Below are 21,617 nucleotides of genomic sequence, written 5' to 3'. Positions count from 1 at the left end.
TCGGCGGCCGTGCTGACCATAGGTGGAGCGATGCCGCAGGGGGACCGCGGCATCGCTCCGTCCTCGCGCCGCGCGGGCCAGCCACCATGGCTGTGGCGGGCAGAGCAGGCAAAAGCCCGCGTCGGTGCGAGGGAGGGAGGAAGGGACCGGCTCATGGGGTCGATACCCCCGCGCAGCAGATCACCTTTTCAAAAGCCATGAACTGGGCGTTGTCCTTGCCGGGCGCATGTTTGCCCGAAGACCAAAGCGCGCCGGGTCGGCCGATATTGACGCATTTGCCGCCCTTGACGGGCTCCATGATCTGGAGCTTGTAGCGGCTCTTGGTCCAGATCGGTTGGGGCTTGAACGAGCAGCCATCGGCCGAAGAAATGGTCAGCGCGCCAAGGCGTCCCATCAGATAAGTGCCGCGCGCCGCGATGCCCGCCCAGGCTTCGACCGAGTCATCGAAATGGATGTCGCCCGCGATCGGATAGGTGGCTCCCCAGCTTCCCATGCACCAGAAGAGCGGATCGATGACCTTGCCGGCGGCGGCCGCGGCGCTGTCGGCCATGCAGGCAAGGCCGGCGGCCGGATTACCGAACAATATGCCCTCGGGCTGGATGATCGCGCCTAAAGTCCCCGACTGCCAGGTCGGCAGCACCTCGGTGATCATGGCGACGTCGAAGCCGTCATCCTCGATGCAGGGGAGGTCCGTGAACATGTCGAGCATCTTCCAGACCGGGGAAATATAATAGTGCATCTGCGCGAACATCTTGCGCGTGTTGGTGCCGTCGGCGATGCTGCTCTGGCTCCCCTGGAGCTTGCCGCCGGTCGGCATGAGGTCGGTGCCCAGCGCCATCATGCAACCGGGTTCAGTGACGACGTCGATCATGCGGTTGGGCGACCAGAAGCTGACTTTCACGCCGAACCAGAAGGTCGCGCCCTTCCGACAGGCGCATAGCGGCTTAGAGGCGGACTGGGCATCCAATTCCTTGGACAGGCTGTCGAAGGGGCCGACGCGCACGCCGCCGATGGTGATGGGGAAGATGCAGGTCCAGCGCACCTTGGTGATGGGATTGAAGATTGTGCCCGCCTCGCATTTGGATGCATGGGCCGGCGTGGCTGGCGCCAGCAGCGCGCAGGAGAGAAGCGCGGCGCTGGTCCGAAGCAATATGGCGAGGCGGCTCATCGCGTCGCCTCCGTCAATGCGGGCGTTGCCAGGCGATACTCCCGGATTTCCAGGCGCTGGCCGACCTGCCGAACGATCGCGGGCGCAACGGCGAGGCCGAGCCTTTCCTTGACCCGCTCCTCCAGGATGAAGAGCGCGCGGCCATGGCGCTCCCCAAGGGTAATCGCGTCGGCATCTTTCTCATCGCCCGCTGCCAGAAGGATGAAGTCGGTGAGCTTCGCCGCTTTGAGCGCCCAGGAGAGGTCGTGGGGCCTGACGATGATCAGCCGCTGGGGCAGCGAGACATAGCTCAACGGATTGAAGGTGAAGCCTTTGGGATAAAGCAGCTTGCCGTCAGGCAGCCGGATTTCGTCGGGCAGGGTGTAGAAGGGCACGACGAAGCGGGTCCGGTCCTGTCGGGCGATACCGAGAGATGCAGCACGCATCGCCGACCAGTTCGCGCGCGGGCCAAATTGAGTCGCCATATTGGCGGGCTGTCGCGCGGCACGCGCTTCGATCTCTGCCAGAGCGTCAGGCTCGGATATGGGCCAGGTCCTGCCGATCGTCGCGGTGCTGGCGATGGCCGCAGGAACAGTCAGCACACAACAGCCTATCGCCATGCCTGCAATGAGGGTGCGGTGGATCATGAGTGCCCGCCTCTACGCCACGCATGATTGCGCAGCCGATAGGGCCGCCACACCCGGCCTTCCTCCTCATCTCCGCCGCGGATCGCTGTGATGATGGCGGCGAGCCCCAGCAGGCCGGCAGCGCCGACAATGCAGCGCAGGCCCATGTCCAATTCCGTCGCCGACCACAGCACCAGCCCCGCCTGGATCGTCAGCAGCAGATGCGTGCCGACGATCATGCGGATGGCGGGCTGTCCGGGACGGGATGAAAAGATGCCGGTCATGGCCGTTTCCAGGCAGCGAGAAGATTGGAACGCCGGGCTTTCCATGTCCGCACGCGCGAGAGGCATTTGCCCGTCAAGCCGGTAAGCAGGATGAGCAGCAGGCCCGTGCTGAGGCAGGTCGCGCCGATTAGGACCGCGCCGCGCGCGATCAGCATGGGCGGCTGGTTGAGCATCAGGCCGGTCACGATCACCAGGCTGGTCAGCAGCACGGTCTCGATCACCATCAGCCGGAAGCGCCACCGGATGGCTTGCGCCTCCGCCCGGATCGCGACCCGGGCCTCGATGATCCGCTCGATCTCGGCATCCTTGCCGAACCCCAGGGGCAATTGATCGGGATGGGTAGAAGGCTTGCGCATCAAGCTGCCCCTCCATGCTGGCTTGGAGGCAGGATTTCAGCGGGATCGACCCCGGCCAGTTCGCACACGGCTTCGAGTGGACTGCGCCCGGCGCGGATCAGTGCCTCGAAGGCCGCCACCTCCTGCGGCGCGCTGGTGTTGATCCAGTAGGAGAAGGGGTCCACCACCAGCCGCGCCACGCCCAGCCCCAGGGGAGAGTCGATGAAGATCTCGCTATAATGGGGTTTGGCGTTACGGACGGATTTCAAAAGGTCGAGGACAAAGCCGGAATAGTCGAGGATCTTGTTCTCGACTGCCTGGGCGTAGGTCGATCCCTGAAGCAGGAAGCGTGTCGCGGCGTTTTCGAGGATCACCTGTCCGGTGCCGCCAAAGAGCAGCAGATCGTTCATGCTCTGGAGGACAACGCCGAAACTGCCCTGATATTTGCGCGCGCGGCGATAGCCCTGGCCGAACGCTTCGGCGAGCCGCGACAAGTCCTGGCCTTCGCTGCGGGTCATGAACTGGGCTGCTTCATCGCACAGGACGAAGCGCGGCCGGTCGCGCGCGGACAGATACAGCTCCTGGGTGACTGCATTCACCACGACCATGACGATGACGTTGAACAGGTCCGGCATGGCTTTGAGCCGTTCAAGCTCCAGCACGACAAATTCATCGTTGCTGATGTCGAAGGTCGAGGGACCGTTGAAGAAACGGCCATAGGCCCCATCACTGCCAAAATCGCGCAGGTTGAAGGCGAGTTCCCGCGCGGCCGGCACCAGATGATCGACCCGGTCGAGATTGGACGCTGCAAATTGCGGATAGGCGCCGAGCCATGCCCGGACGCTGTCTATGCCTTCCTCGGCATGACCTTCGTCGATCGTCCACTGCACGGCGGACTTGAGCAGGTTCCATTCTGACGTCGTGACACCCTTGCGCGTCGCGGCATTGGCCATTTCCGCGACGATCGCGACCGCCATGGAGATCGCGGACTGGCGATCATCGCCATCGAGCGCGAAGCCCATGTCGAAGGGGTTGAGCACGAGCTTCTCTTCGCCAATGTCGATATAGCGGCCTGAGCAGAGGGTGCAGAGTTTGCGATAGCTGCCGCCAATATCGATGATGCGGATGAGCGCGCCTTGCGCATAATATTGCTGGCAGAGATTGTTGAGGAGGAAGCTCTTCCCCGCGCCACTCTCGGCCGAAACGATGAAATTATAATTGTTGATGCGCGGATCGAAGAGATCGAGCGTGATGAGCTGGCCCTTGCGGCCGGTATAGAGAAGGGCGGGGCGGCCGCCGCCACGGAAATCGGTCTGCACCGGCGCCAGCAGCGCTGCGGCTTTGACCGGCATGTGGAAATCGCGTTCCAGCATCCGCATCGTGCGTTTTTCGGGATAGAGCCCGAAGGGAAGGCTCATCGGCAGCAGGATTGGATTGAGATAGCTTTCCTCCTGCATCATCCAGGGGAGCGGCTCGCTCTCCCAGAGCCGCTTGGCGCGTGCCGCCATTTCCCGCGCGTCGGCGCTGGTGCGGCCGAAGACCCAGACCATCGGGATCACCGAGAGGAAGCGGCTGTTGCCCGCCTCATCGAGCACCCAGCCGATTTCCTCGATCTGCTTGCCGACCTCGACGGCGAAACTGCCCGCCGCTTTTTGGGCGGAGAGGATCTGGGCGCGCTTGTGAATCTCGAACTGGCTGTGATCGAACAGTATGTTGAGCGTGAAGAGAAAGGGCCCGCCAATCTGGTCGCTGTCTTCTGCCGCCCCGCGCATCCCGCCGAGCAGGCGATTGGCGCGCTCGGCGGTGATCCGCCGTGCCGGCGCCCGCGGCGTCAGGCAGCGCGCCACCTGATTGCCGAGATGGACTTCGGGGCCATCGAACAGCAGGTCGGGTCCCGCATCGATGATTTGCTTGCGGATGGGTGGGGCCGGCTGGCCGTCACTGCCGTCGGCGAACACGCCGGGCGCGGCATCGAAGACGCCGTTGAAGATTCGGCGGTAGAAGCTGACCAGTTCCTCGGGCGGCAGGCGGCGGATTCCCAGCTTGGCGAGCTGTTCCTCGACCTGCCGGCGCAGGTCATGGCCAAGTTCCGCGCGCGTCTTGATCGACAGGAACAGCCGGAAATCGCGCACGGGGATGCCGTGAAGTGCGTCGAGCCCCTCCGTTCCGGCGCGGAGATAATCGGCCGTCCGCCGGGCCGACGCCTGGATCAGGGGATCGGCGCGGATCTTCATATCCAGGAAGGCATCGAGCGCATGGTCGATCAGCGGATCGGCAAAGCCGTGGAGCTGCAACACCGTCCCGTCGGGAAAATGGATGTTGAGTAGGCCGAGCAGCGCCTGGTGGACATGGGCGAACATATAGGCTGACGGGATCAACTCCCAGGCATGGCCCCAGCCATCGTCGATGCAGAGAAAGGCTTCCTCCTCTTCGTTCCAGGCGACGAGCGGCAGGAAATCGGAATAGGCGTCGCGCGCTACCGCGCGGTGCAGGTCCGACCGGGTGAGACCGCCGCCATGGCGGGTGCCGAGCGCGATCATGGCCGGGCCTCCTCAGGGATTGCGGGTATATCGGCGGGCTCGCCCTCGACGGCGCGATCGGCCGAACCCTTGTCCTTCACCTGTTCCAGCACCGGCACGCGTGTCGCCGGCTGGACCGGGCTCACCAGATAATCGCCCACCACCCATTGGGGCCTTTCGAGGATCGAATAGACATAGCGCGGCATATAGAGCCGGTCGGGCCGCTCGCGGTCGGCATAGGGCAGGATCAGCGTGCGCACCGTGCGGCCGGGCCGGAGCATGGGCGTGACCGGCGCATCGACCAGGCCCTGAAGCTCCCGATAGACACTGTCGCGATAGCCGAAATAAGGGGATGGTGCCGTCTTGCCCTGCCTGGTAGGACTTCTTGCCCCGGCACCGTCTCCCACGCGGAGAAGAGCCTTGTCATGCGTGACCGCGGGGTCGGAGCGGGACGGCACGCCCGCGACCGCGTCGGCATAGGCCTTGTCGGGATGAATGCACTGCCCATGGTCGCTATTCTTGCAGCTGAACTTCTCGCTGTAGGGCGACATGACCGAACCGATGGTGGAGCAGCCCGCGAGCAGCAGCGCCAGGCCGAGCAGCGCTGGCGATCCGGCCCGGCGCGCAGCACCAACGGGCGTGTCAGGCATGGGGCGAATGCCCCTCAAAAGACGAGAGGCCATCAGAATTTGCTCCCTGCGCTGGGTTTGATGTCGAGGGTCACGCCCTCCTGAATGACCACCACCACCTCCTTGGCGGCGCCGACCTCGACGATCGGCCCAGCCTGGCGCGCGAGGTCGAGATAGAAATCGGTGAGCTTGTCGGAGGATTTGGAAAGGCCGCCGGCAATGCCGCTTTTGGCGGCATCGGTCGCATCGAGCGTGCGGACCGAACCCAGGGCGGAGGTGGAGAGGTCCCCGAAGCTGTTTTCAACCGAGCTGGTAAAGCCGCTCACGGTCCCGGCGATGAAGGAGCGGGCCAGCGCCGCGCCGGCGCGGGTCACGACCTTGCCCGAAAGCCCCTTCTTGCCGTCGGTGTCGACGAAGAAGCCCTTGATCGGCTGATCGACGACCGAGCGTTCGTCGAAATCGACGCAGGAGAGCGACACCAGCTGGACCTCGACCCGTTCCTTGGCGAGGCTGCCGGTCGCATTGCCGATGACGAAACAGCCGGCGAGATTGGCCTTCACATCATTGGGCAGTACGGCGGGGGCCTGTACGCGGGCGATCAGCGGTTCCGGGTTCGAGGTCGCGTCCCGGCTGGCCAGCGCGTCGATCCCGGTCAGGAGCCGAGCCTTCATGAAACCAGGCGGCAAATAGATGGTCCGCGACTTTTTTCCGTTGCCGGAACCGGCACCCTCCTTGTTCGCGACGGGGATGATCGCGCTGGTGGCAGCGCCAATCGAACCGACGGTCTTCTCGACGGGCGGCGCGGGCGGGGCCGCCGGGGCGACCGGCGGCACGGGTGGTGGGATCGCCCCCATCGCGCTGTCCAGCTCCGCGTCGCTGGGCGGCGGCGGGAAGGCCGGCGCTGTGCCCGGCATGGCCGATGGCAGATCGCCACCGTCGCTGGACGTGCCGCCGATCTTGCTGCCAGGCATGACCTTGCCTTCCTCGATCGCGGTGATGCGATCACCCAGCAGGGATTGGCCGTCGAGCACCTTCTGGAGATCACCGCGCAGCTTGGTTTCCAGGCTGTCACCGCGCAGGCCCGCGCCCATGTCCAGCTTCGAGGCTGCGGGCAGATCGGGCTTGTCGTCCGAGGAACTGCTGGACGCTGTGTAGAGACCATAGCCCAGGATCGCGACCGCGGCCCCCACGCCGACCTGCTTGGCGCGCAGCTTCTGGCTTGCGGACATGGCGCGCCAATGGGTTTTCAGATCGAGCAGGGCTGGGCCGCGAACGGCGATCTGATCCTTTGCCTGCTCTTGCTGTCCGTCTATGCCGCCGCTCTGATTCCCCGGGGGACGGGAAAAGGTTTCGATCGGGCTGCCAAGCTTTCCTGGAGTCTCCCCCCTGCCTTGCTTCTTCTCGGTCATTGGCTTTCTCCCCGTCGCACGATGACGAGGCGCGCGGTCTCTCCAGCTTTGAGCGAAAGACGATCGGCACTGACCGCAAAGACGCGGGCACCAAAGGCGCGGTCGAGGAACAGGCGTTCGTCGAGAGCCGTATCGACATCCGCTTCGACGCGATATTCCGATGCGGAGAGGCCGGAGCCCTCAATCTCGACCCGGCGCCGTTCGATGATCCGCGCGGTGGGGAGGGATCGCAGCGAGACCCGCTCGGCCCTGGGCGCGACGGCGGTGAAGCTCGCCGGAATGCGGTCCTGGAGCATGGCGAGCGTGATCGAGACGGCGCGCTCCTCCTCGACCAGGGGTCCCAGCAATTCGTCATTGGCCTTGGCGCGCTGCGCGCTGCCCGTCACCAAGGTGACGGTCTGGGCGGGAATGTCCGAAGGCTCGGCATAGAGCGGATAGATGGCGCCGTTGCAGGACACGAAGAATTCCGACGGCGCGGTCACATAGCTGCGCGTGACGGCACCGGCGTCATCGACCTCCTTCACCAGGAATTTGATCCAGGCGTCCGCGCCGCCCTTCTCGACCGCGATCGCCTTTTCCGCCGAGAATTTGACATCCTCGATTTCGCCGCCCGCGCAAATCACATGATTGACGTCGCGATTAGAGAGACGGATCGTGCTGGTCTGGTCGGGCAGCGCGACGATTGACTGGGCGAAGACCGGTGCCGATCCGATCATGGCCAGCAGGGCGGCGGACGCGCGCAGGGTTCTACCGAAGCTCGGCATCAAACTTCTCCTCCGAAAGGCGGGTGATCCAGAAGCGGCCGTTCTCGACGCCGTAGCCGATGCGCAGCGTGCCCCGGAATTTGCGGATCACGCCGCCGATGATGCGGACCTTCTCGACCGGAACGATGATGTCCCTGTCGGTCCAGCTGACCGGCTGGTCGGGACGGATATAGGTGGCGATCGACAAAGTCGGGTTTTTGGAGAGTTCGTCCAGCACGGCGTTCAGGCTGTCGCGCATGCTGTTATAGGCGTTCGGGTGGACGATCGAGAGCAGTTCCTGGAACTGCGGATCGGCCGAATAGGCGGAATAGGTGCCCGAGAGCGCGACGATGTTGCGCGTCATGGTCCGCAGATAGTCGGTCGATGGCCTGGACCCCGTCACATAGAGATCGCCGCCGGCGCCAAAGGGCACGACCACGGTTCGCCGGTTCTGGTCGGTCGAATAGACCACCGCGCCCAGCACCGCCGTGATGCCGAACAGGCCGACAATCGCGAATTTGAGCAGGCGGTTCTCCTCGAACAGATTGGAGGAGCCCTGGAGATAGCGGTGGATACCGAAGCTCGCTGGTTTGCCGAGGAGCGGATCGACCTGCGGGCCGGTTCGGTTTGGGAAGAGCGACATGGCTGGGGCCTCACTCATAGAAGCGGGTCTGGGTTGGACCTGGATAATGGCGGAAGCCAAGCAGGCCCCAGCGCCAGGCGAGATGGCCCAAGAAGCCTCGGGGTTTGCTGCGCTTCCAGGGGATGAAAAGGAGAAGGGCAAGGACGAGCGCCCATCCGATCAACCCGCCGACGATGACGGCGACGAAGATGGTCGAGACCACCAGGATGAACTCGTCCGATCCGAACCATAGGATCTGGACCGGCCGATGCAGATACTGGGGCAGGCGTTCGTCCATTGTCCCTTCTCCTCCTGCTTCATCTCCCCGGCCTGAGCTCGGGGTTTCCCGGGAGCCACCATTGGCTTCCAGGCTCGGGGGCGTGGGTTGCGTGAGAGTGTGGCGACCCGCGCCGATCAGTTCAGATGGTCAGCCCAAAAGTCTGGAGGATCGAATCCGCCTTGATGAGGCAGACCGCCGCCACGATCGTCGGGATGCCGATCATGATGTTGGAAAAGAGGCGCGAGACGCCGAACAGGAAGGCCGCGACGCCGCCGACAAAGCCCAGCGGTCCCTTGACGCCCTGGTTCACGACGATGTCGTAAATGTCGTAGCCAAGGTCGCCGGCGGCGGGCGCCGTAAAAGCATGGGCAATCCCCATGGCCGCGAATATGGCCAGGAGAGCGGTAATCGAATATTCGGCAGCGGTGAGGCTGCGCCGTCCAAGGGCTTTGATCATGTCATACTCCAAGTGCAAGAAGGAGCCGTCCGCCTGGGATGTGTGCCGGCGAGGGACCTCGTAGGCTGCCGATGATCGTGTCGGACGGCTCCATGGGGCCGCGATCGCCGGCATTCCGTTCCGCCGGGCCGCGCGGGTCGCCGCGCGCGCCGGACGGCCGCCAGAAAAGGGGAGGGGATCAACGCTGCGCATGGGTTGGCGCTTTCGCTGCATAGGCGCTGTCGAGAAACGCCTCGATCTCCGCCTGGTCGAAACCCGAGATGATCTTGCCGCCCACGATGAGGGTCGGCGTGCCACTGATACCCACTTTTTTCACCAGCGCCGCGTCGGCTTCAACCTTGGCATGGCCTTCCGGGCATGTCAGCAGGGCAGGCGGTTTCGCGCCGGCATAGAGCGCCTTGAAGCTGGCCTCTTTGTCGGGCGCGCAGAGGATATGTTCCGCCTTGGTTGCGGCTTCGGGATGGATACCCGACACGAAATAGACGAGCCGCCGCACAGGCTTTCCTTCCGCCGCCTTGGTAGCCCAGAAGCGATCGAGCGCACGGCAGTAAGGACAATCGGGATCGGTGAATTCGATCACCGAAGGCGCGTTCTTGGGACCAATCGCCAGTGCCTGTTTGGGATCGATCGCGGCGAGCTGCCGCTGCGCCCGTGCATCCTGGGCAAGCGCCGTCACATTGACGCCGTTCCGGTCATAGACTGTGGCGAACAGGATATGCTCGCTCTCCGGTGCATAATAGAGCATGCGGCTGCCCGCGCTTGCCTGGTAGATCGGTCCTTTGACCGGCGCCGGCTCGAACCCCTCGAACTGGAGGTTGGTGAAGCTCTGGCGGAGTTTCTGCTCGGCGTCATTGGCCGCCTTTTGCAGTAGCTGCGCATCATCGGGCTTCGACTGGGCTTGGGCGGCGGTCATGCTGACGCCTAGGAGCAGGGCCGCGCCGGCCGCCTGGGCGAAACTGAACCGGCGGCTCATTGCGGGCCTCCGCTGCCCTGCGTGATAGCGCGAGCAACATCGGCATCGATGCGGATGTTGCTGCCGACCGCCATTGCGCTGCCGGGCGGCGTGATTGCCGGTTCGGCAGCTGGGAGGGAAATAATCTGGAATGCGTCGCTCGCCTGGATGATGCGCAGGCGGTCGGGTCGATCTGACGAACCCAAGCGGAGTGGTTTTGAACCCACCGGGTTTGCGGCGAGCGCCAGGCTCAGGCAGGCGCCAAGGACAGGCAGAGATTTGACCATCACGCGACTCCAGGCAAGCGGCAAATCCTCTCGGACGCCTTTTTTGAGGGTGGGGTCGGTGGACGGAAGCTCTGTACAAATTGCCGGAACATGCTTCCCAGTCATCGACCGTGAGATGAGTTGTCCACAGCTTCAAAAGGCGCGCAAGGTGCAGGGCACTGTCGTGCCGATTGCGGCATTCATGTTCCGGAAGCGGCATATAAATGCCGATTTTCTTATCAAAAATCGGCTTTATTCTCCGTTCGGGACGTCATCATCATGAATACCAACCCCGAATCGGATGAGGGAGACATCATGACAGAACGCCAATCGAGAACGTACAAACTGTCCCTGTCGCCTGAGGGCACCGACCTCTTCCTGGTTTGCCATGCACGTCTGGCAAAACTCGCGAACAGCCTGATTTCCTATGGCTCGACACTGTATGTAGCCATATTGATCGCGGAAGCGTCGGATGCATCGGAGATTGCTGCCGAACTCGAACTCCCCCATTTGCGACGGCTGATCGGGAAAAGGGAGCATTTTGTCGGGGCGTCCGATCGATTGCAGCGAATCGCGGGCAAGATCAGCGATCGCCTGGAAAGATCGGATCATCTTGGCGATCGGCCAACAAAGAACGCCCTTTATGCAGCCTGTATCGCGCTGATGGCGTCGAGTGAGGACAAGACTTTGAAGGCGGCCTATAGGCGCATGGACGATCTTGTGGCAGATAAGTGAGCAGGGTCGGGATCCTCGCTGTGGAATATTCCCGAGCCAGTTACTCCCAATATGAGAACGATAATATTTGACGTGCCGAAGGTTTCACACAAAAACTTGAAACAGTCGGAATGTGCACGGAAGCTTTGAGGAACATTCAGGGAGAACCTGATGATGTCGACTCAGAGCAGGCGGCCGGGTAGTCGCGCCGCTATTCTAGCCGAGGTCAAACAGATCTCGGGTCGCCGTATCGAGGAAAGGCGGCGGAACCAGCGCATGACGCAGAAGCAGCTGGCGGCCCAGGTTGGGATGGGTGAACGCTGGCTTCGGGAAGTCGAATCGGGAAGCCCCAAGTCCCGGCTTGACGACCATTTGCGGTGCGCGCACGGTCTTGGATTGTCTGCATCGCATCTCCTCTTGCCAATGTTGTTTCTGGAGCATCAGATGCACTTTCCACGACAGATTTTCGATGAGGACATGCATGAACTTGAGGCCGGATGCATCGAGTTCATTGCCAGCTACCGCCTGAAACCATTTCTTCGTTCAATGCCGATTCCGCTTACGGAAGAAGGCATTGATAGGGAGGCCTGAACACCATGTCGCCCGATGCCGTCACGGCCGATCGCGTCTATCGCGAATTGAAGCGGCAAATCATGGTGGGAGAATTGCGGCCAGGAAACAGTCTTGTCCTCAGCCAGATCGCTGAAAACGCCGGCACCAGCGTCTCCCCGGTCCGAGACGCAGTGCTGCGCATGGTGGGTGAGCGTCTTGTCGACATACAGGGCGGAGGAGGATTTGCGCTTCCCGCCTTGACATCCGAGCGTCTCGCTCACCTTTATGGCTGGCATGCCGATCTGCTGCGCATGATCATTCGCACCCTCGACGAGTCCACGGAGATTGGCGATTTCCCCGATGACGGGTCACAAGGCTTGTCGGGAGAACATCATCATCTGGCAAAGCTGGCGGGCGATCTGTTCACAAGAGTGGGGGCTTGCTCTCCTAATCCGGAACATTTGCACGCCATCATTGGTATCGAGACAAGGCTTCATCTGATTCGAATCCATGAAATGGTCCTGCCGCGCTGCTTTTCCGAGATACAGTCCTTGTGGAATATCGTTCGCTGTGGGGACAAACATTCGATCAGAAAGGCGCTCTGGCACTATCATCGGCGACGTTTGTTCAATGTTGACGCGATTTTTTCCGCCATGATTAAGAGCGGATTCATCGATCGATAACAGAAAATCGCGGAAATATGGCTGTTGCCATGAGGAAGATCGCAATTATCCTGCATTGTCCAGCATATATGTCATCAAAATGGGAGCGTATATGCTCTCATCATTCGGCACCCTCATCTAAAGTTATAGAGCTGCAATCAAGCGGCTATTGATGGAGGTAAATATGGAACGCGATGACGATCTGATCGACCTCGGTGAGGTGGTGATCGAAACCAAGGGACCCGTCGCCATTACCGGCGATCAAGTCGGCCAGCAGACGCTGTTCGGCGGCGGCATTTCCGACGAATGACCCTCAACCCGGCGCGGCCAAAGCCGCGCCGGACCCTTTGGGATGCACGCCGTGGGATATGCTTTGCGAGACAATGTCACTTTCTGCGTGGCTGGAGAGAAAATCGTATTTCTTGACCTCAGCGCAGGACGCTATCTTGGCCTGTCGCAAAGCGACGAGACTTCGCTCAAGTCTCTGATCAGATCAGGATCTTCGACAAGTAAGGAACAAGATCTTAGTCCCGGACTTTTACGGCTCCTGGTTCCCTCAGCAAGTCACGGGGTTGAGCCTTTCAAACTGACCGTGATGCCGATCCGCAGCTTGCTTGACGAGGATTGCGTGCCCGCGCCGATCAGCCGGAAGATTGCGGCCATCTATTGGCTTTGCATGACAAAGCGGGCGCTCCAATATCGGCCATTGCAGGTGCATATTGAGGATATCCGCAAATGCAAAGCGCAATGCGGGTCGAGACCATTCGAGATCACCATGGCCCAGGCCCTGGAAGACATGCGCACCATGGCAACACGCCACGACCAATGTCTCCTTCGTTCGCTTGCGCTGATGCGCTGGGCGGCCTCCAGGGGGATGGCGCTGGATCTCGTGTTCGGGGTGACGGCCAGACCGTTCCAGGCGCATTGCTGGGTCCAGCATGGCGACATGGTTATGAACGACAGCCTCGACCATGTGATCAACTTCACGCCGATCCTCGCGGTATGATCAGGGGACGCTATCTTGCCGTCATAGCGGCCGACGAACAATTCGACGCCTTTTGCACGCCCCGCTTTTGGGATAGGCTGAGAGGATATGGTTTGGAGGTCGTTCAGAGCGGCCCCACTTACTCCCTCGCAGTGGACAGGCATCTCCCATTTTCGGCCTTGCGCGACGAGAGGGGGGCGTTGATGGGGCAAGTTCACGGACCCGATCGAATTGCTGGATCTGGTGGCGCACCGCTACACCGGCCGCTGCTACCCTGGGGGCACTGGCACATCATCATGCGCGATAATTGGGGTGACTTTGTCGTTCTCAATCACGACGGCAAAAGCGCAGTGGTCGATGTAGCGCGCAGCCCGCAGGGCCAGCTTCCTTGCTATTATGTCGAGATGGATGGCGTGACGATTATCGCCTCCGATGTACGGCTTCTGGTTGCTGCGGGATATCGCCCGTCCATCAATGCGCTGAGCGTCTATCGGCATCTCCACAATTTGAATTTACGCCCTGCGCTGACCTGCCTCCGGGACGTGATGGAGTTGCAAGGGGGGCATGTCCTGACCGTCAGCACGGAGGCTGCGATCGTCACGGAATTCTGGAACCCTTGGAGATTTGCATCGCGCGAAGCGCAGATCGCGGATCTGCCCGAGGCGCCCAGCATGCTGCGCAAGATTGTCGTCGATTCTGTCCGGAAAACGTCGAGCGATAGCCGCCACGTCCTTCTGGGCCTTTCCGGCGGGCTGGATTCCTCGATCGTCGCCGCGAGCCTTGCGCAAGCGGGTATTCCTTTTTCCTGTTTCAACCTCGTCACGCGCGATGCGTCAGGAGATGAAAGAGGCTATGCCCGGGAGGTGGCAGCGCATCTGGGCGTCCCACTCCACGAAGTCCCGGAATCCATCGATAAGATCGATCTTCTCAGGTGCGATGGATCCCATTTGCCAAGGCCGCTGGCGCGCGCTTTTGCCCAGTCTGGCAATGCAGCCCATCTTTCTCTCGGCGCGCAACTGGGCGCGGACGCCTTTGCGAGCGGCGGTGGCGGCGACAATGTCTTCTGCTTCCTGCAATCGGCGCGCGCCTTGGCCGATAGTTTGCGGATGAACGGCCCGGGCCGCACTTCATGGAAAGCGGCGCGGGATCTCGCCCTGCTGACCGACAGCTCGCTCTGGAGCGCCTGGGTCAAGGGCATCCAACGCGCCTGGTTTCGGCCGCATGACTATCTCTGGACCCAGGATCGCAGTTTCCTCAATCCCGACTTCCAGGAGGTCGAGGACATATGGTCCACCCATCCCTGGACATCGACGCCCAAGGGAGAGTTGCCGGGAAAAGCCCAGCATATCGCCTGGATATTGGGGGTGCGTAACCATATCGAAGGCTATGGCAGGGAGCAGGGCCACGCGACCCTATGGCCCTTGCTGAGCCAGCCGGTGGTCGAATATTGTCTCCGCCTGCCGACATGGACCTGGATCGACGGCGGTCGTGACCGGGTGATCGCCAGGGAAGCCTTTGTGCCCTTGCTCCCCGAGCGCGTGTTGCGCCGAAGGACCAAGGGCACGCCCGACAGCTTCGTTGTCGAGATATTCGAACGCAACCGGAAGATCATTCAGGAGATGCTCTGCGACGGATGGCTGGCCTCCCAGGGACTGATCGACCGCGAAGCGGTGGCCGCGCGATGCCATCCCTCCGTTCCCACGCGCGGCCATAGCTATTGGCAGGTCATGCGGCTCGTCGATGTCGAGGCATGGGCGCAAAGCTGGACGGACGCGGGTTGAATGCGAGGGGCGTCACCCTGGCGCCGCCTTGCGCATCCCAGCCCAGCGCGTCAATTCGGTGGCATCGGGCGCACACCCTATGTCGGCCGCATTGACGTCAAGCCAGAAGGAAAACCAGGCGACATTGCGGCAGTATATCGCGCGCCGATGCGCGGGCTGCCATTTGAGGTGAAACTCATTGGGGAAAATCCTGACGTCGACCGGGCGGCCCGCGCGGCGATAGGCGGCATAGGTCTCCTGCGAAATCAGAAATTCATGGTCGGCAAGGTTCATGAGCAACGGCGCCATGACATCGGATCGATTGACGGCCAGGGATACCGCCTGCCACGCACCCGACCCCGGCCCTTGGGCGGGCGGGAAGCCCCATTTCTCGCGTTCTTCGGTGAGGCCGGGGCCGCCATAGATCATCATGCTGCTCGGATCGAGGCAGCAGGACCCCATCGAGGCCGCGCGGAAAAGCCGCGGCGCGTGGATCATGGCGAACTGGGCGGTGGTCGCCCCGTCGCTGACGCCGCTGATGCCGATGCGGGACGCGTCGATGTCGCCGCGGGCGGTGATGATCCTGAGGGCCTGCATGAGCGAGCTATGGATGTTGCGCCGATCCGCCCAATCATCCGACAGGCTTTTGAGAATTTCCGCGGTGGATTTGTCATTGCCGTCCGAGGCCGTGATCGCTGGAGGGCGCTGCAAACTCAGAACAGCCATGCCGGCGCGGGCGAGGAGCTGGATCGGATATTCATCGCCGGTTCCGCCACGCAGAAGCCCCCGCGTCATATATTGGACGATGACGAGCGGCAGCGGCTTGTCACCGGGCTTGTGACCATAGGGCAGGACGAGATCGGCAAAGCTTTCGGACCCATTCTCGTTTCGCCATTCGAGCCTCTCGACCGCGCCGAGCCGCAGGGCGCTGAATTCCGGGTTCGGATCGTAAAGGAGCGTTTCCTGGGGCTGCGAACGGATCGGAATCCGAACGATGGCGCGAGGCCGCTGCGACCCTTCTTGGGCGCAGATCAACGCGCCTGCGTCCATCTCGCAGCCCATGAGCAAATCTGCCGTTTCGTAAATCTTCTGCGTCTGCTTCTGTCTGACCGTCCAGCTATAGATGCCAAGCTTGCTTCCACCCCAGCCCTCCCGCCGGAGAAAGGCAATTTCGTCTTTCCGTCCGGTCCACCATATACCCTCGAAGCCCGACAGAAGGCTGGTCTTGCAGGCGTCGGTCGGACAGACCGACTTGCGGCCTTTGGCATCCACCACTGTGACGAGGGTGGGGCTGGCATAGGATGCGGGATTGGTGCGGACGACCGATGCAATTGCGCCATCGGTGGCCCTGGCCGACAGCATATTCTCATTGGGGTCGACATTGAGGGGCGCCCCAAATTCTTCGATGTCCGTTGGAGACGCAGGCGCGATGTTGCGGCTGCCGAGATCCAGTAGCTGGACCCGTTCGGGCTGTGGGAGCCGGACTGCGGGCCGGCTGCTACTATAGGGCGCGATGCGATCGTCGAGCAGAAAGCCCTGGTCGCCTTCCTGGGCGATGGCTTGTTCCTGCGCCGCAATGCCGGGGCGATCAGAAAAGATGATCGCGCGGCCGCCGTGAGACAATCTGAAGCGATCGACGCCGACCTGCGAATGAGTCAGTTGCGCCGCGTCCCCATCCAGGCCAGCCTTCCAGAGTTGCGCGCGACCGTCCGTCTGCTTGAGATAGAGCAGGCTGCTTCCGTCAGCCGACCAGACTGGCGCCTCATTCTTGATGGAGCCATAATCGACCTTGATGCCACGGATCGAGAAGGCCTCCACCATCACCTCGTCGCCCGTATCAAGCAGTACTGGTTCGGTCGGCCGGTCTAGGTCCAGCGCCATCAAGGCAAAGCAGTAGCGGTTGGACGCAGGATCCGCGCGATGCATGGTGAAGGCCAGTTTCCGACCATTGGGCGACAGGCTGAAAAGCCGCGCGCCCTTGGGGACATAGCTGTAACCGATATCGCGCAGGCGCAGCAGGTCGTCGACCCTGACATCCCGACTATCCCCGGCCATGCGCTTGCGCTGCAGGAAGTCTTTGCAGGCAGGGGGCATGGCCGGGGCGGTCGATGCAACGGCAACCGGGCATAGGGCGAGGGCCATGACCGATGCCGCGCACGACAGGGCAAGATCGCTTCGGGAGGCGCTTACCATTGCTTGCTGACGCTCAGGCTGACGAAGCGGCCGATCGCCGAATAGTTGGTGGAATCATAGGGCGCCTCATAGACGCTGGAGGTCCGGATAAGGGGCGGCCGCTTGTTGAACAGATTTTGTGCCGACAGAATGAAATCCATCTTCCCCAGCGGTCCGGCCTGCGCATCGCTCGTCAGCCGCAGACTGGCATCGAACGTGGTGGTCGCTCCGATCCGGGCCAGCTGCGTGGCACGCTGGTCCTTGAGGGAGCCGGTATGATTGGCGAAGAAGGATATGTGGGTGTTTTCATATCGCCAGCCGATCCCGGCCCGACCCCTGAATTTCGGTGGATTGAACAAGGTTCCCGCCAGCTGCGTGGTCGGCTGTAGCGCGCTGCGGGTTTGCGAACTCTCCAGCAAGCTCGCATCGCCTTGCAGGGAAAAGGAGCCCAGGGCGTTCGTGTCGAACTGATAGTGGACCGCGATGTCGACACCGCGGATCGATTGGCGCGCGACATTGCGGTTCATATTATAAACGATGGCCGCGACCTTGCTCGCGTCGAACGAGCCAGCGACGGCGCTCTGGAACACGTCGGCGCTATCGACGGCGGCCTGCACGGCGGCAGCATCCGGACTGAAATCGACGAGATCGGCATAGATGGGGTTGCTGAGCGATTGACCGGCAAAGGGGATCGGCGTGACGATCCTGTCCCTATAGCGAACATCGAAATAGCTGATCTCTACCCGCGCATTGGGGATCGTTGAAGGATGGATGTCCAGGGTCGTCGACCATGTCGTTGCCCGCTCGGGCTTGAGGTCAGGGTTGCCGCCGGCGAGCAGGATCACGGTCGATCCGGCAGGATAGCCGGTGCCGCCCAGCGTGGAGGTGGGGAACACCGTCCCAGTGGTCTGATTATATTGCTGGAAGAGGGTAGGGGCGCGGAAGGATTTGCCCCAGCTTCCCTTCAGGTCAAAACCCTCGACGGGCGTGAGGATGACGCCCAATTTGGGCGTCACGACCTCATCCACGTCCTGATAGCGTTCATAGCGAAGCGCCGCGTTCACGGTGAGGCGATGCAACCAGGATATCTGGTCGGGACCGATCAGGGGGAGGCTGGCTTCTCCGAACGCGAAATAAGCGTCCTGGCTGACCTTTACATTTTGCGTTCCTCCAGCCGTGCGATAGCCGTGAAAATCATTGCGCCTGAAACCGCCGCCAACCGCAATCTTTGCGGGGCCGCCGGGCAGTTGAGCGACGGTGCCGTCGATATTGATTTCTGCTGAGCTGGCCTTGTTGCAGTAACAGCCGGCCTGGTACGAGGCCAGGACGCCGTTGACGAACACATTGAAGGCATAGCGGGTACGGTCTTTGCCGAACATGCCCGCCACCCGAGCCTGCCAGCCGTCGGCAAAATCCCATCGAAGGCTTGGTGCGACCACGAAGGACTGGCTGTCGTAGAAGGATGTGGAACCATAGACGGTCGGATCGCCACGGGAATCGAGGGCGTAGCGGTTGTTGCTCTTGCGCTTGTTGTAGACGCCATCAACCTCGAAACCGAGGCTGTCGCTGATGTCCTGATGGGCGCTGGCCATGAGGCTGTAATGCTTGAGGAAGGGGGACAGATAGAGGCCTTTGGCGCGAACCTGCGTATAGTCCCGCTGGCGGGCAAGGATTGGCGTGGTGCGGGCAAACTCACCGGCGACCATGAGGCCGCCCGATGACCACTGCCTGCCCGCAATGGCGCCATATTGCTGTTGCTTGTTGCCGCCGTCCGTTGATGCACCCAGGCGCGCGGTCGTCCTGAGGCCTGAGAAATCACGCTTCAGGATGATATTCGCGACACCGGCAACGGCATCCGAGCCATAAAGGGCCGACGCGCCGTCCGCGACCACCTCGATCCGGTCGATGGCCTCGAACGGGATGGTTGAAATGTCGATGGATTGCGCTGCGACATTATAGGCCAGCCGATGCCCGTTGAGCAGCGTCAAGGTCGCGTCCGAGCCGAGACCCCGCAGATTGAGCGAAGATCCGCTGCCATAATTGGCGCCATTGCCCTCGGGGACATTGAGACCGATGCCCGGATTTTGGCCGCCGCCGAAATTTTGCGGGATGGTGCGGATCGCTTCAGCGAGCGTGCCAAGGCCCGCATCGCGTATGTCATCCTGCGACAGCCGGGTTGTTTTGGAGGCCACCGCGCCTCCCCGGATCCGCGAGCCGGTGACCACGAGGTGGCTGTCATCCGCCGCGTCCGCTATTGGCTCGCGCGACGGTGCGCCTCGCCCCCGCACAAACACCGAACCATTTTGAACGTCCACGCTGAGATCGCTGCCCGCGACAAGGGCTTCGACCGCTTCACGCAAAGTATAGTCGCCCTTGAGGGCTTTGGCCTGCTTTCCCCGAACGGCTCTTGAATCGGCGATTAGCTGATATCCGGACGTCCGCGTAAGGGCGCGCAGCGCATGTTTGAGGTCCTGGGCAGGAATATCATAGGATCGTCGCTTGCTTTCCTGCGCCCTGCTGTCCGGGCACATCGCCACCAGGGCGCTCGCCGCGCCGATCGATAATCCAGTCTTGCCGAAACCCATGATGCTTCCCCCATCATTTTCGCCGCGCCCTTCTTGAACAGGGCAATCGGGTAAAGACGAGGGAGCAAGAAATTGAAGCTGGCGGGATCGAGAATTATTTTGTGATGATCAATTTTCCTGGATGCGAACGATCGACCTTTGCCTCCAGGAACGCGGCGATTGCGTTGGCCACAGCGTCAACGTCGCGGATGTGAACCGAGCCGAATATCTCCCGGCTGCCCAGAGTGGGATCGGCGAGAACGATCTGCGTCGTGCTGTAGCTGTTGGCTTCGACGATCACCTCGCTGATGGGAACATCATCTACATTCTTCACGCCGCTGACCCATTGCTCATCTGTAGGTCTTGCGGACATGACAGAAGGCGGCATAGCTTGTCCATCGAGGAAGGATAATTGCTCACCAGATCGGAGATGAAACAGCTGTTCGGCGCGGGCGTTGGAACGCCAACCGCGCACCTTCACGTCGGCACGCCCTTCAAGGAGATGAACGGCGGCCCGATTGCCATAGCTGACATCGAAGATCGTACCGGGGGACGAGATTTCATTCTGACCGAAGCGCACGATGAAAGGCCGCGCGGCATCATGCACGATCCTGAACCTTGCCCGGCCCCGTTCGAGGCTGACGACACGTTGCTCCGCCGAGAGATCGACATTGATGGTCGTCCCGGTGTCGAGGGTGAGGACCGATCCGTCATCCAGTCGGACCTCTCGCACCTCGCCGATCCTCGTCGCGAGCTGGCCGCCCCCGAAGGCATCTTCGGGTGAGACCGGGGCGTGGAATTGCATCATGATGAGCGCGCCAGATATCACGGTCATGACGGCTACCGCCGCTAATGCCGGCCGCCATTTGGGCGCGGGGACCGCGCGCCTTTCGACAGGCATGGGCGCAACCGCCGCAGCCCCCGCTGCGGCACCGACATCGACCAGCATCGTTTCATAGAGGCGTTGACGGCCTTCTTTTGCTGCCATCCAGCGTTGAACAGCGGCGTGATGCCGATCGGGATCGTACAGCATTTTCATGACCCATTTCGAGGCCGCACGCCGATCCCACCAGGACAGCTTATTCATGGCCGTCTCCGTGATTGGCGGCGATATGCCGGATGGCCTTCAACATATGCTTTTGCACCATCCACAAGGGGAGCCTCAGGTCAGTCGCTATCTCCCGATAGCTATAGCCCTCGACACGATTGAGAAGAAAGATGTCCAATGTGCGCGGCGGCAGTTGCTGCAAAATGGCTCGCCAGCGCTGGACCTCCTGTCGCGCTTCGACCTCGCGGTGCGGATCCATGCCATTGGATTTATGCAATCCCTCGTCCAGAGGCACCGAGAGTTGCGACAGGCGCGTTGAGCCGCGTTCCGCTCGATCCCGCAGCATGTTCGTGGCGATGCGGGTGATATAGGCGCGAGGCGTCGCCACCGCGACGGCGGGAGTGGCTCCCAGGAATCGGGTCATCACTTCCTGGGTCATCTCATCGGCATCGGCGCGATTGCCCAGCTTTTGCAGAAAGTAGCGCAGGAGGCGCGGCTTTTCCCGCAGGTACAGGTTTGCAAAGCCTTGGATTGTAGGCGCTGCACTGTCGGCATCATCGTCATCGGGTGAGACGCGCCGTTGAGGAGAGATGCTCATAATGGCATTCTCCTTGGACACGCGCTGCGCAACTGGAATAGGTGCCAGCGTTCATCGTGAAAGGGAAATAGTCCCGGATTAGACCGGCTCCGTGCCGATTGTGATTGGCCTTGGCTCATTCGTCGCACCTATGTCCACTCGGGGCGACGGCCTAAGCCGGATGTTGGAAACCTGTCTGGAACAGGCGCAAGCGCCTTTACCGTTGCCGGCTGGACATGCGCGCATGCCACCCGGCCCCAGAAACTGTGACCGAGCAATCCAGAGGGGTTTCCACGCCCCACTTCCGTTCTTTT

General features: G+C 61.9%; 23 protein-coding genes. 6 read left to right on the top strand and 17 right to left on the bottom strand.

The annotated features are described in order from the left end of the window. Nucleotides 1-151: 151 nt before the first annotated feature. The 13 genes from EGM87_RS22120 to EGM87_RS22060 all read right to left on the bottom strand — a co-directional run bounded on the left by EGM87_RS22120 (nucleotide 152) and on the right by EGM87_RS22060 (nucleotide 10,290). Nucleotides 152-1,168, bottom strand: a complete 1,017-nt coding sequence (locus EGM87_RS22120; RefSeq protein WP_137708789.1) for a TraU family protein — start codon at nucleotides 1,166-1,168, stop codon at nucleotides 152-154. Beyond that, nucleotides 1,165-1,767 carry a conjugal transfer protein TraW gene (locus EGM87_RS22115; RefSeq protein ID WP_137709095.1) on the bottom strand — a complete coding sequence of 201 codons (603 nt, stop codon included), beginning with the start codon at nucleotides 1,765-1,767 and terminating at the stop codon, nucleotides 1,165-1,167. Before EGM87_RS22115 ends, EGM87_RS22120 begins: the two co-directional genes overlap by 4 nt. Before the next feature lie 23 nt (nucleotides 1,768-1,790). Beyond that, entirely contained in the window at nucleotides 1,791-2,057 is a 267-nt protein-coding gene (locus tag EGM87_RS22110) for a hypothetical protein (protein ID WP_216614595.1), read from the bottom strand. Beyond that, complete coding sequence (locus tag EGM87_RS22105; protein ID WP_137708790.1) at nucleotides 2,054-2,413, bottom strand: hypothetical protein; 360 nt, start codon at nucleotides 2,411-2,413, stop codon at nucleotides 2,054-2,056. Before EGM87_RS22105 ends, EGM87_RS22110 begins: the two co-directional genes overlap by 4 nt. Further along, nucleotides 2,413-4,932, bottom strand: coding sequence for a TraC family protein (locus tag EGM87_RS22100; protein WP_137708791.1), 2,520 nt, complete (start codon nucleotides 4,930-4,932; stop codon nucleotides 2,413-2,415). Before EGM87_RS22100 ends, EGM87_RS22105 begins: the two co-directional genes overlap by 1 nt. Continuing rightward, nucleotides 4,929-5,561 carry a TraV family lipoprotein gene (locus EGM87_RS22095; RefSeq protein WP_137708792.1) on the bottom strand — a complete coding sequence of 211 codons (633 nt, stop codon included), beginning with the start codon at nucleotides 5,559-5,561 and terminating at the stop codon, nucleotides 4,929-4,931. The genes EGM87_RS22100 and EGM87_RS22095 overlap by 4 nt, the downstream gene beginning before the upstream one ends. Nucleotides 5,562-5,593: 32 nt before the next feature. Further along, nucleotides 5,594-6,949: a TraB/VirB10 family protein gene (locus EGM87_RS22090; protein ID WP_137708793.1), complete on the bottom strand. Its 1,356-nt coding sequence runs from the start codon at nucleotides 6,947-6,949 to the stop codon at nucleotides 5,594-5,596. Then, nucleotides 6,946-7,713, bottom strand: coding sequence for a type-F conjugative transfer system secretin TraK (locus EGM87_RS22085; protein ID WP_137708794.1), 768 nt, complete (start codon nucleotides 7,711-7,713; stop codon nucleotides 6,946-6,948). Before EGM87_RS22085 ends, EGM87_RS22090 begins: the two co-directional genes overlap by 4 nt. Continuing rightward, entirely contained in the window at nucleotides 7,697-8,335 is a 639-nt protein-coding gene (locus tag EGM87_RS22080; protein WP_137708795.1) for a TraE/TraK family type IV conjugative transfer system protein, read from the bottom strand. Before EGM87_RS22080 ends, EGM87_RS22085 begins: the two co-directional genes overlap by 17 nt. Nucleotides 8,336-8,345: 10 nt before the next feature. Continuing rightward, complete coding sequence (locus tag EGM87_RS22075) at nucleotides 8,346-8,612, bottom strand: type IV conjugative transfer system protein TraL (protein WP_137708796.1); 267 nt, start codon at nucleotides 8,610-8,612, stop codon at nucleotides 8,346-8,348. A 121-nt stretch (nucleotides 8,613-8,733) separates the two neighbouring features. Further along, nucleotides 8,734-9,051: a hypothetical protein gene (locus EGM87_RS22070; protein ID WP_137708797.1), complete on the bottom strand. Its 318-nt coding sequence runs from the start codon at nucleotides 9,049-9,051 to the stop codon at nucleotides 8,734-8,736. A 178-nt stretch (nucleotides 9,052-9,229) separates the two neighbouring features. After that, nucleotides 9,230-10,024 (bottom strand): DsbC family protein, encoded by a 795-nt coding sequence (locus EGM87_RS22065; protein WP_397586743.1) that lies wholly within the window; start codon nucleotides 10,022-10,024, stop codon nucleotides 9,230-9,232. Then, nucleotides 10,021-10,290, bottom strand: coding sequence for a hypothetical protein (locus EGM87_RS22060; protein WP_137708798.1), 270 nt, complete (start codon nucleotides 10,288-10,290; stop codon nucleotides 10,021-10,023). The genes EGM87_RS22065 and EGM87_RS22060 overlap by 4 nt, the downstream gene beginning before the upstream one ends. Nucleotides 10,291-10,410: 120 nt before the next feature. Here EGM87_RS22060 and EGM87_RS22055 point away from each other — a divergent pair, with 120 nt between their 5' ends. The 6 genes from EGM87_RS22055 to EGM87_RS22030 all read left to right on the top strand — a co-directional run bounded on the left by EGM87_RS22055 (nucleotide 10,411) and on the right by EGM87_RS22030 (nucleotide 14,963). Then, nucleotides 10,411-11,004, top strand: coding sequence for a hypothetical protein (locus tag EGM87_RS22055; protein WP_137708799.1), 594 nt, complete (start codon nucleotides 10,411-10,413; stop codon nucleotides 11,002-11,004). 150 nt (nucleotides 11,005-11,154) lie between these two features. Beyond that, nucleotides 11,155-11,574 carry a helix-turn-helix domain-containing protein gene (locus EGM87_RS22050; RefSeq protein WP_253719185.1) on the top strand — a complete coding sequence of 140 codons (420 nt, stop codon included), beginning with the start codon at nucleotides 11,155-11,157 and terminating at the stop codon, nucleotides 11,572-11,574. 5 nt (nucleotides 11,575-11,579) lie between these two features. After that, nucleotides 11,580-12,218 (top strand): GntR family transcriptional regulator, encoded by a 639-nt coding sequence (locus EGM87_RS22045; RefSeq protein ID WP_137708800.1) that lies wholly within the window; start codon nucleotides 11,580-11,582, stop codon nucleotides 12,216-12,218. Nucleotides 12,219-12,381: 163 nt separating this feature from the next. Next, nucleotides 12,382-12,507 (top strand): benenodin family lasso peptide, encoded by a 126-nt coding sequence (locus EGM87_RS22040; RefSeq protein ID WP_137708801.1) that lies wholly within the window; start codon nucleotides 12,382-12,384, stop codon nucleotides 12,505-12,507. A gap of 42 nt (nucleotides 12,508-12,549) precedes the next feature. Next, complete coding sequence (locus EGM87_RS22035) at nucleotides 12,550-13,203, top strand: lasso peptide biosynthesis B2 protein (RefSeq protein WP_137708802.1); 654 nt, start codon at nucleotides 12,550-12,552, stop codon at nucleotides 13,201-13,203. Between the two features lie 275 nt (nucleotides 13,204-13,478). Further along, nucleotides 13,479-14,963 carry an asparagine synthase-related protein gene (locus EGM87_RS22030; RefSeq protein WP_171009936.1) on the top strand — a complete coding sequence of 495 codons (1,485 nt, stop codon included), beginning with the start codon at nucleotides 13,479-13,481 and terminating at the stop codon, nucleotides 14,961-14,963. Between the two features lie 12 nt (nucleotides 14,964-14,975). Here the strand turns inward: EGM87_RS22030 and EGM87_RS22025 are convergent, their stop codons facing one another. The 4 genes from EGM87_RS22025 to EGM87_RS22010 form a co-directional block, all read right to left on the bottom strand. After that, nucleotides 14,976-16,997, bottom strand: coding sequence for an Atxe2 family lasso peptide isopeptidase (locus tag EGM87_RS22025; protein ID WP_171009937.1), 2,022 nt, complete (start codon nucleotides 16,995-16,997; stop codon nucleotides 14,976-14,978). Between the two features lie 131 nt (nucleotides 16,998-17,128). Further along, nucleotides 17,129-19,699: a TonB-dependent receptor gene (locus tag EGM87_RS22020; protein ID WP_137708805.1), complete on the bottom strand. Its 2,571-nt coding sequence runs from the start codon at nucleotides 19,697-19,699 to the stop codon at nucleotides 17,129-17,131. 94 nt (nucleotides 19,700-19,793) lie between these two features. Beyond that, complete coding sequence (locus EGM87_RS22015; RefSeq protein WP_137708806.1) at nucleotides 19,794-20,765, bottom strand: FecR family protein; 972 nt, start codon at nucleotides 20,763-20,765, stop codon at nucleotides 19,794-19,796. Beyond that, nucleotides 20,758-21,324 carry an RNA polymerase sigma factor gene (locus EGM87_RS22010; RefSeq protein ID WP_137708807.1) on the bottom strand — a complete coding sequence of 189 codons (567 nt, stop codon included), beginning with the start codon at nucleotides 21,322-21,324 and terminating at the stop codon, nucleotides 20,758-20,760. Before EGM87_RS22010 ends, EGM87_RS22015 begins: the two co-directional genes overlap by 8 nt. Between the last annotated feature and the right edge of the window lie 293 nt (nucleotides 21,325-21,617).

This window comes from Sphingobium sp. RSMS (assembly GCF_005406185.4).
Classification (GTDB): domain Bacteria; phylum Pseudomonadota; class Alphaproteobacteria; order Sphingomonadales; family Sphingomonadaceae; genus Sphingobium; species Sphingobium fuliginis.
Note: the sequence above shows the minus strand (reverse complement) of the source record. Positions and strands in the feature narration are given on the sequence as shown.

Coding starts and splice junctions, on each gene's coding strand:
- EGM87_RS22120 (WP_137708789.1), bottom strand. CDS start 1,168: ATGAGCCGCCTCGCCATATTGCTTCGGACCAGCGCCGCGCTTCTCTCC.
- EGM87_RS22115 (WP_137709095.1), bottom strand. CDS start 1,767: ATGGCGATAGGCTGTTGTGTGCTGACTGTTCCTGCGGCCATCGCCAGC.
- EGM87_RS22110 (WP_216614595.1), bottom strand. CDS start 2,057: ATGACCGGCATCTTTTCATCCCGTCCCGGACAGCCCGCCATCCGCATG.
- EGM87_RS22105 (WP_137708790.1), bottom strand. CDS start 2,413: ATGCGCAAGCCTTCTACCCATCCCGATCAATTGCCCCTGGGGTTCGGC.
- EGM87_RS22100 (WP_137708791.1), bottom strand. CDS start 4,932: ATGATCGCGCTCGGCACCCGCCATGGCGGCGGTCTCACCCGGTCGGAC.
- EGM87_RS22095 (WP_137708792.1), bottom strand. CDS start 5,561: ATGCCTGACACGCCCGTTGGTGCTGCGCGCCGGGCCGGATCGCCAGCG.
- EGM87_RS22090 (WP_137708793.1), bottom strand. CDS start 6,949: ATGACCGAGAAGAAGCAAGGCAGGGGGGAGACTCCAGGAAAGCTTGGC.
- EGM87_RS22085 (WP_137708794.1), bottom strand. CDS start 7,713: ATGCCGAGCTTCGGTAGAACCCTGCGCGCGTCCGCCGCCCTGCTGGCC.
- EGM87_RS22080 (WP_137708795.1), bottom strand. CDS start 8,335: ATGTCGCTCTTCCCAAACCGAACCGGCCCGCAGGTCGATCCGCTCCTC.
- EGM87_RS22075 (WP_137708796.1), bottom strand. CDS start 8,612: ATGGACGAACGCCTGCCCCAGTATCTGCATCGGCCGGTCCAGATCCTA.
- EGM87_RS22070 (WP_137708797.1), bottom strand. CDS start 9,051: ATGATCAAAGCCCTTGGACGGCGCAGCCTCACCGCTGCCGAATATTCG.
- EGM87_RS22065 (WP_397586743.1), bottom strand. CDS start 10,024: ATGAGCCGCCGGTTCAGTTTCGCCCAGGCGGCCGGCGCGGCCCTGCTC.
- EGM87_RS22060 (WP_137708798.1), bottom strand. CDS start 10,290: ATGGTCAAATCTCTGCCTGTCCTTGGCGCCTGCCTGAGCCTGGCGCTC.
- EGM87_RS22050 (WP_253719185.1), top strand. CDS start 11,155: ATGATGTCGACTCAGAGCAGGCGGCCGGGTAGTCGCGCCGCTATTCTA.
- EGM87_RS22045 (WP_137708800.1), top strand. CDS start 11,580: ATGTCGCCCGATGCCGTCACGGCCGATCGCGTCTATCGCGAATTGAAG.
- EGM87_RS22040 (WP_137708801.1), top strand. CDS start 12,382: ATGGAACGCGATGACGATCTGATCGACCTCGGTGAGGTGGTGATCGAA.
- EGM87_RS22035 (WP_137708802.1), top strand. CDS start 12,550: ATGCACGCCGTGGGATATGCTTTGCGAGACAATGTCACTTTCTGCGTG.
- EGM87_RS22030 (WP_171009936.1), top strand. CDS start 13,479: ATGCGCGATAATTGGGGTGACTTTGTCGTTCTCAATCACGACGGCAAA.
- EGM87_RS22025 (WP_171009937.1), bottom strand. CDS start 16,997: ATGGCCGGGGATAGTCGGGATGTCAGGGTCGACGACCTGCTGCGCCTG.
- EGM87_RS22020 (WP_137708805.1), bottom strand. CDS start 19,699: ATGGGTTTCGGCAAGACTGGATTATCGATCGGCGCGGCGAGCGCCCTG.
- EGM87_RS22015 (WP_137708806.1), bottom strand. CDS start 20,765: ATGAATAAGCTGTCCTGGTGGGATCGGCGTGCGGCCTCGAAATGGGTC.
- EGM87_RS22010 (WP_137708807.1), bottom strand. CDS start 21,324: ATGAGCATCTCTCCTCAACGGCGCGTCTCACCCGATGACGATGATGCC.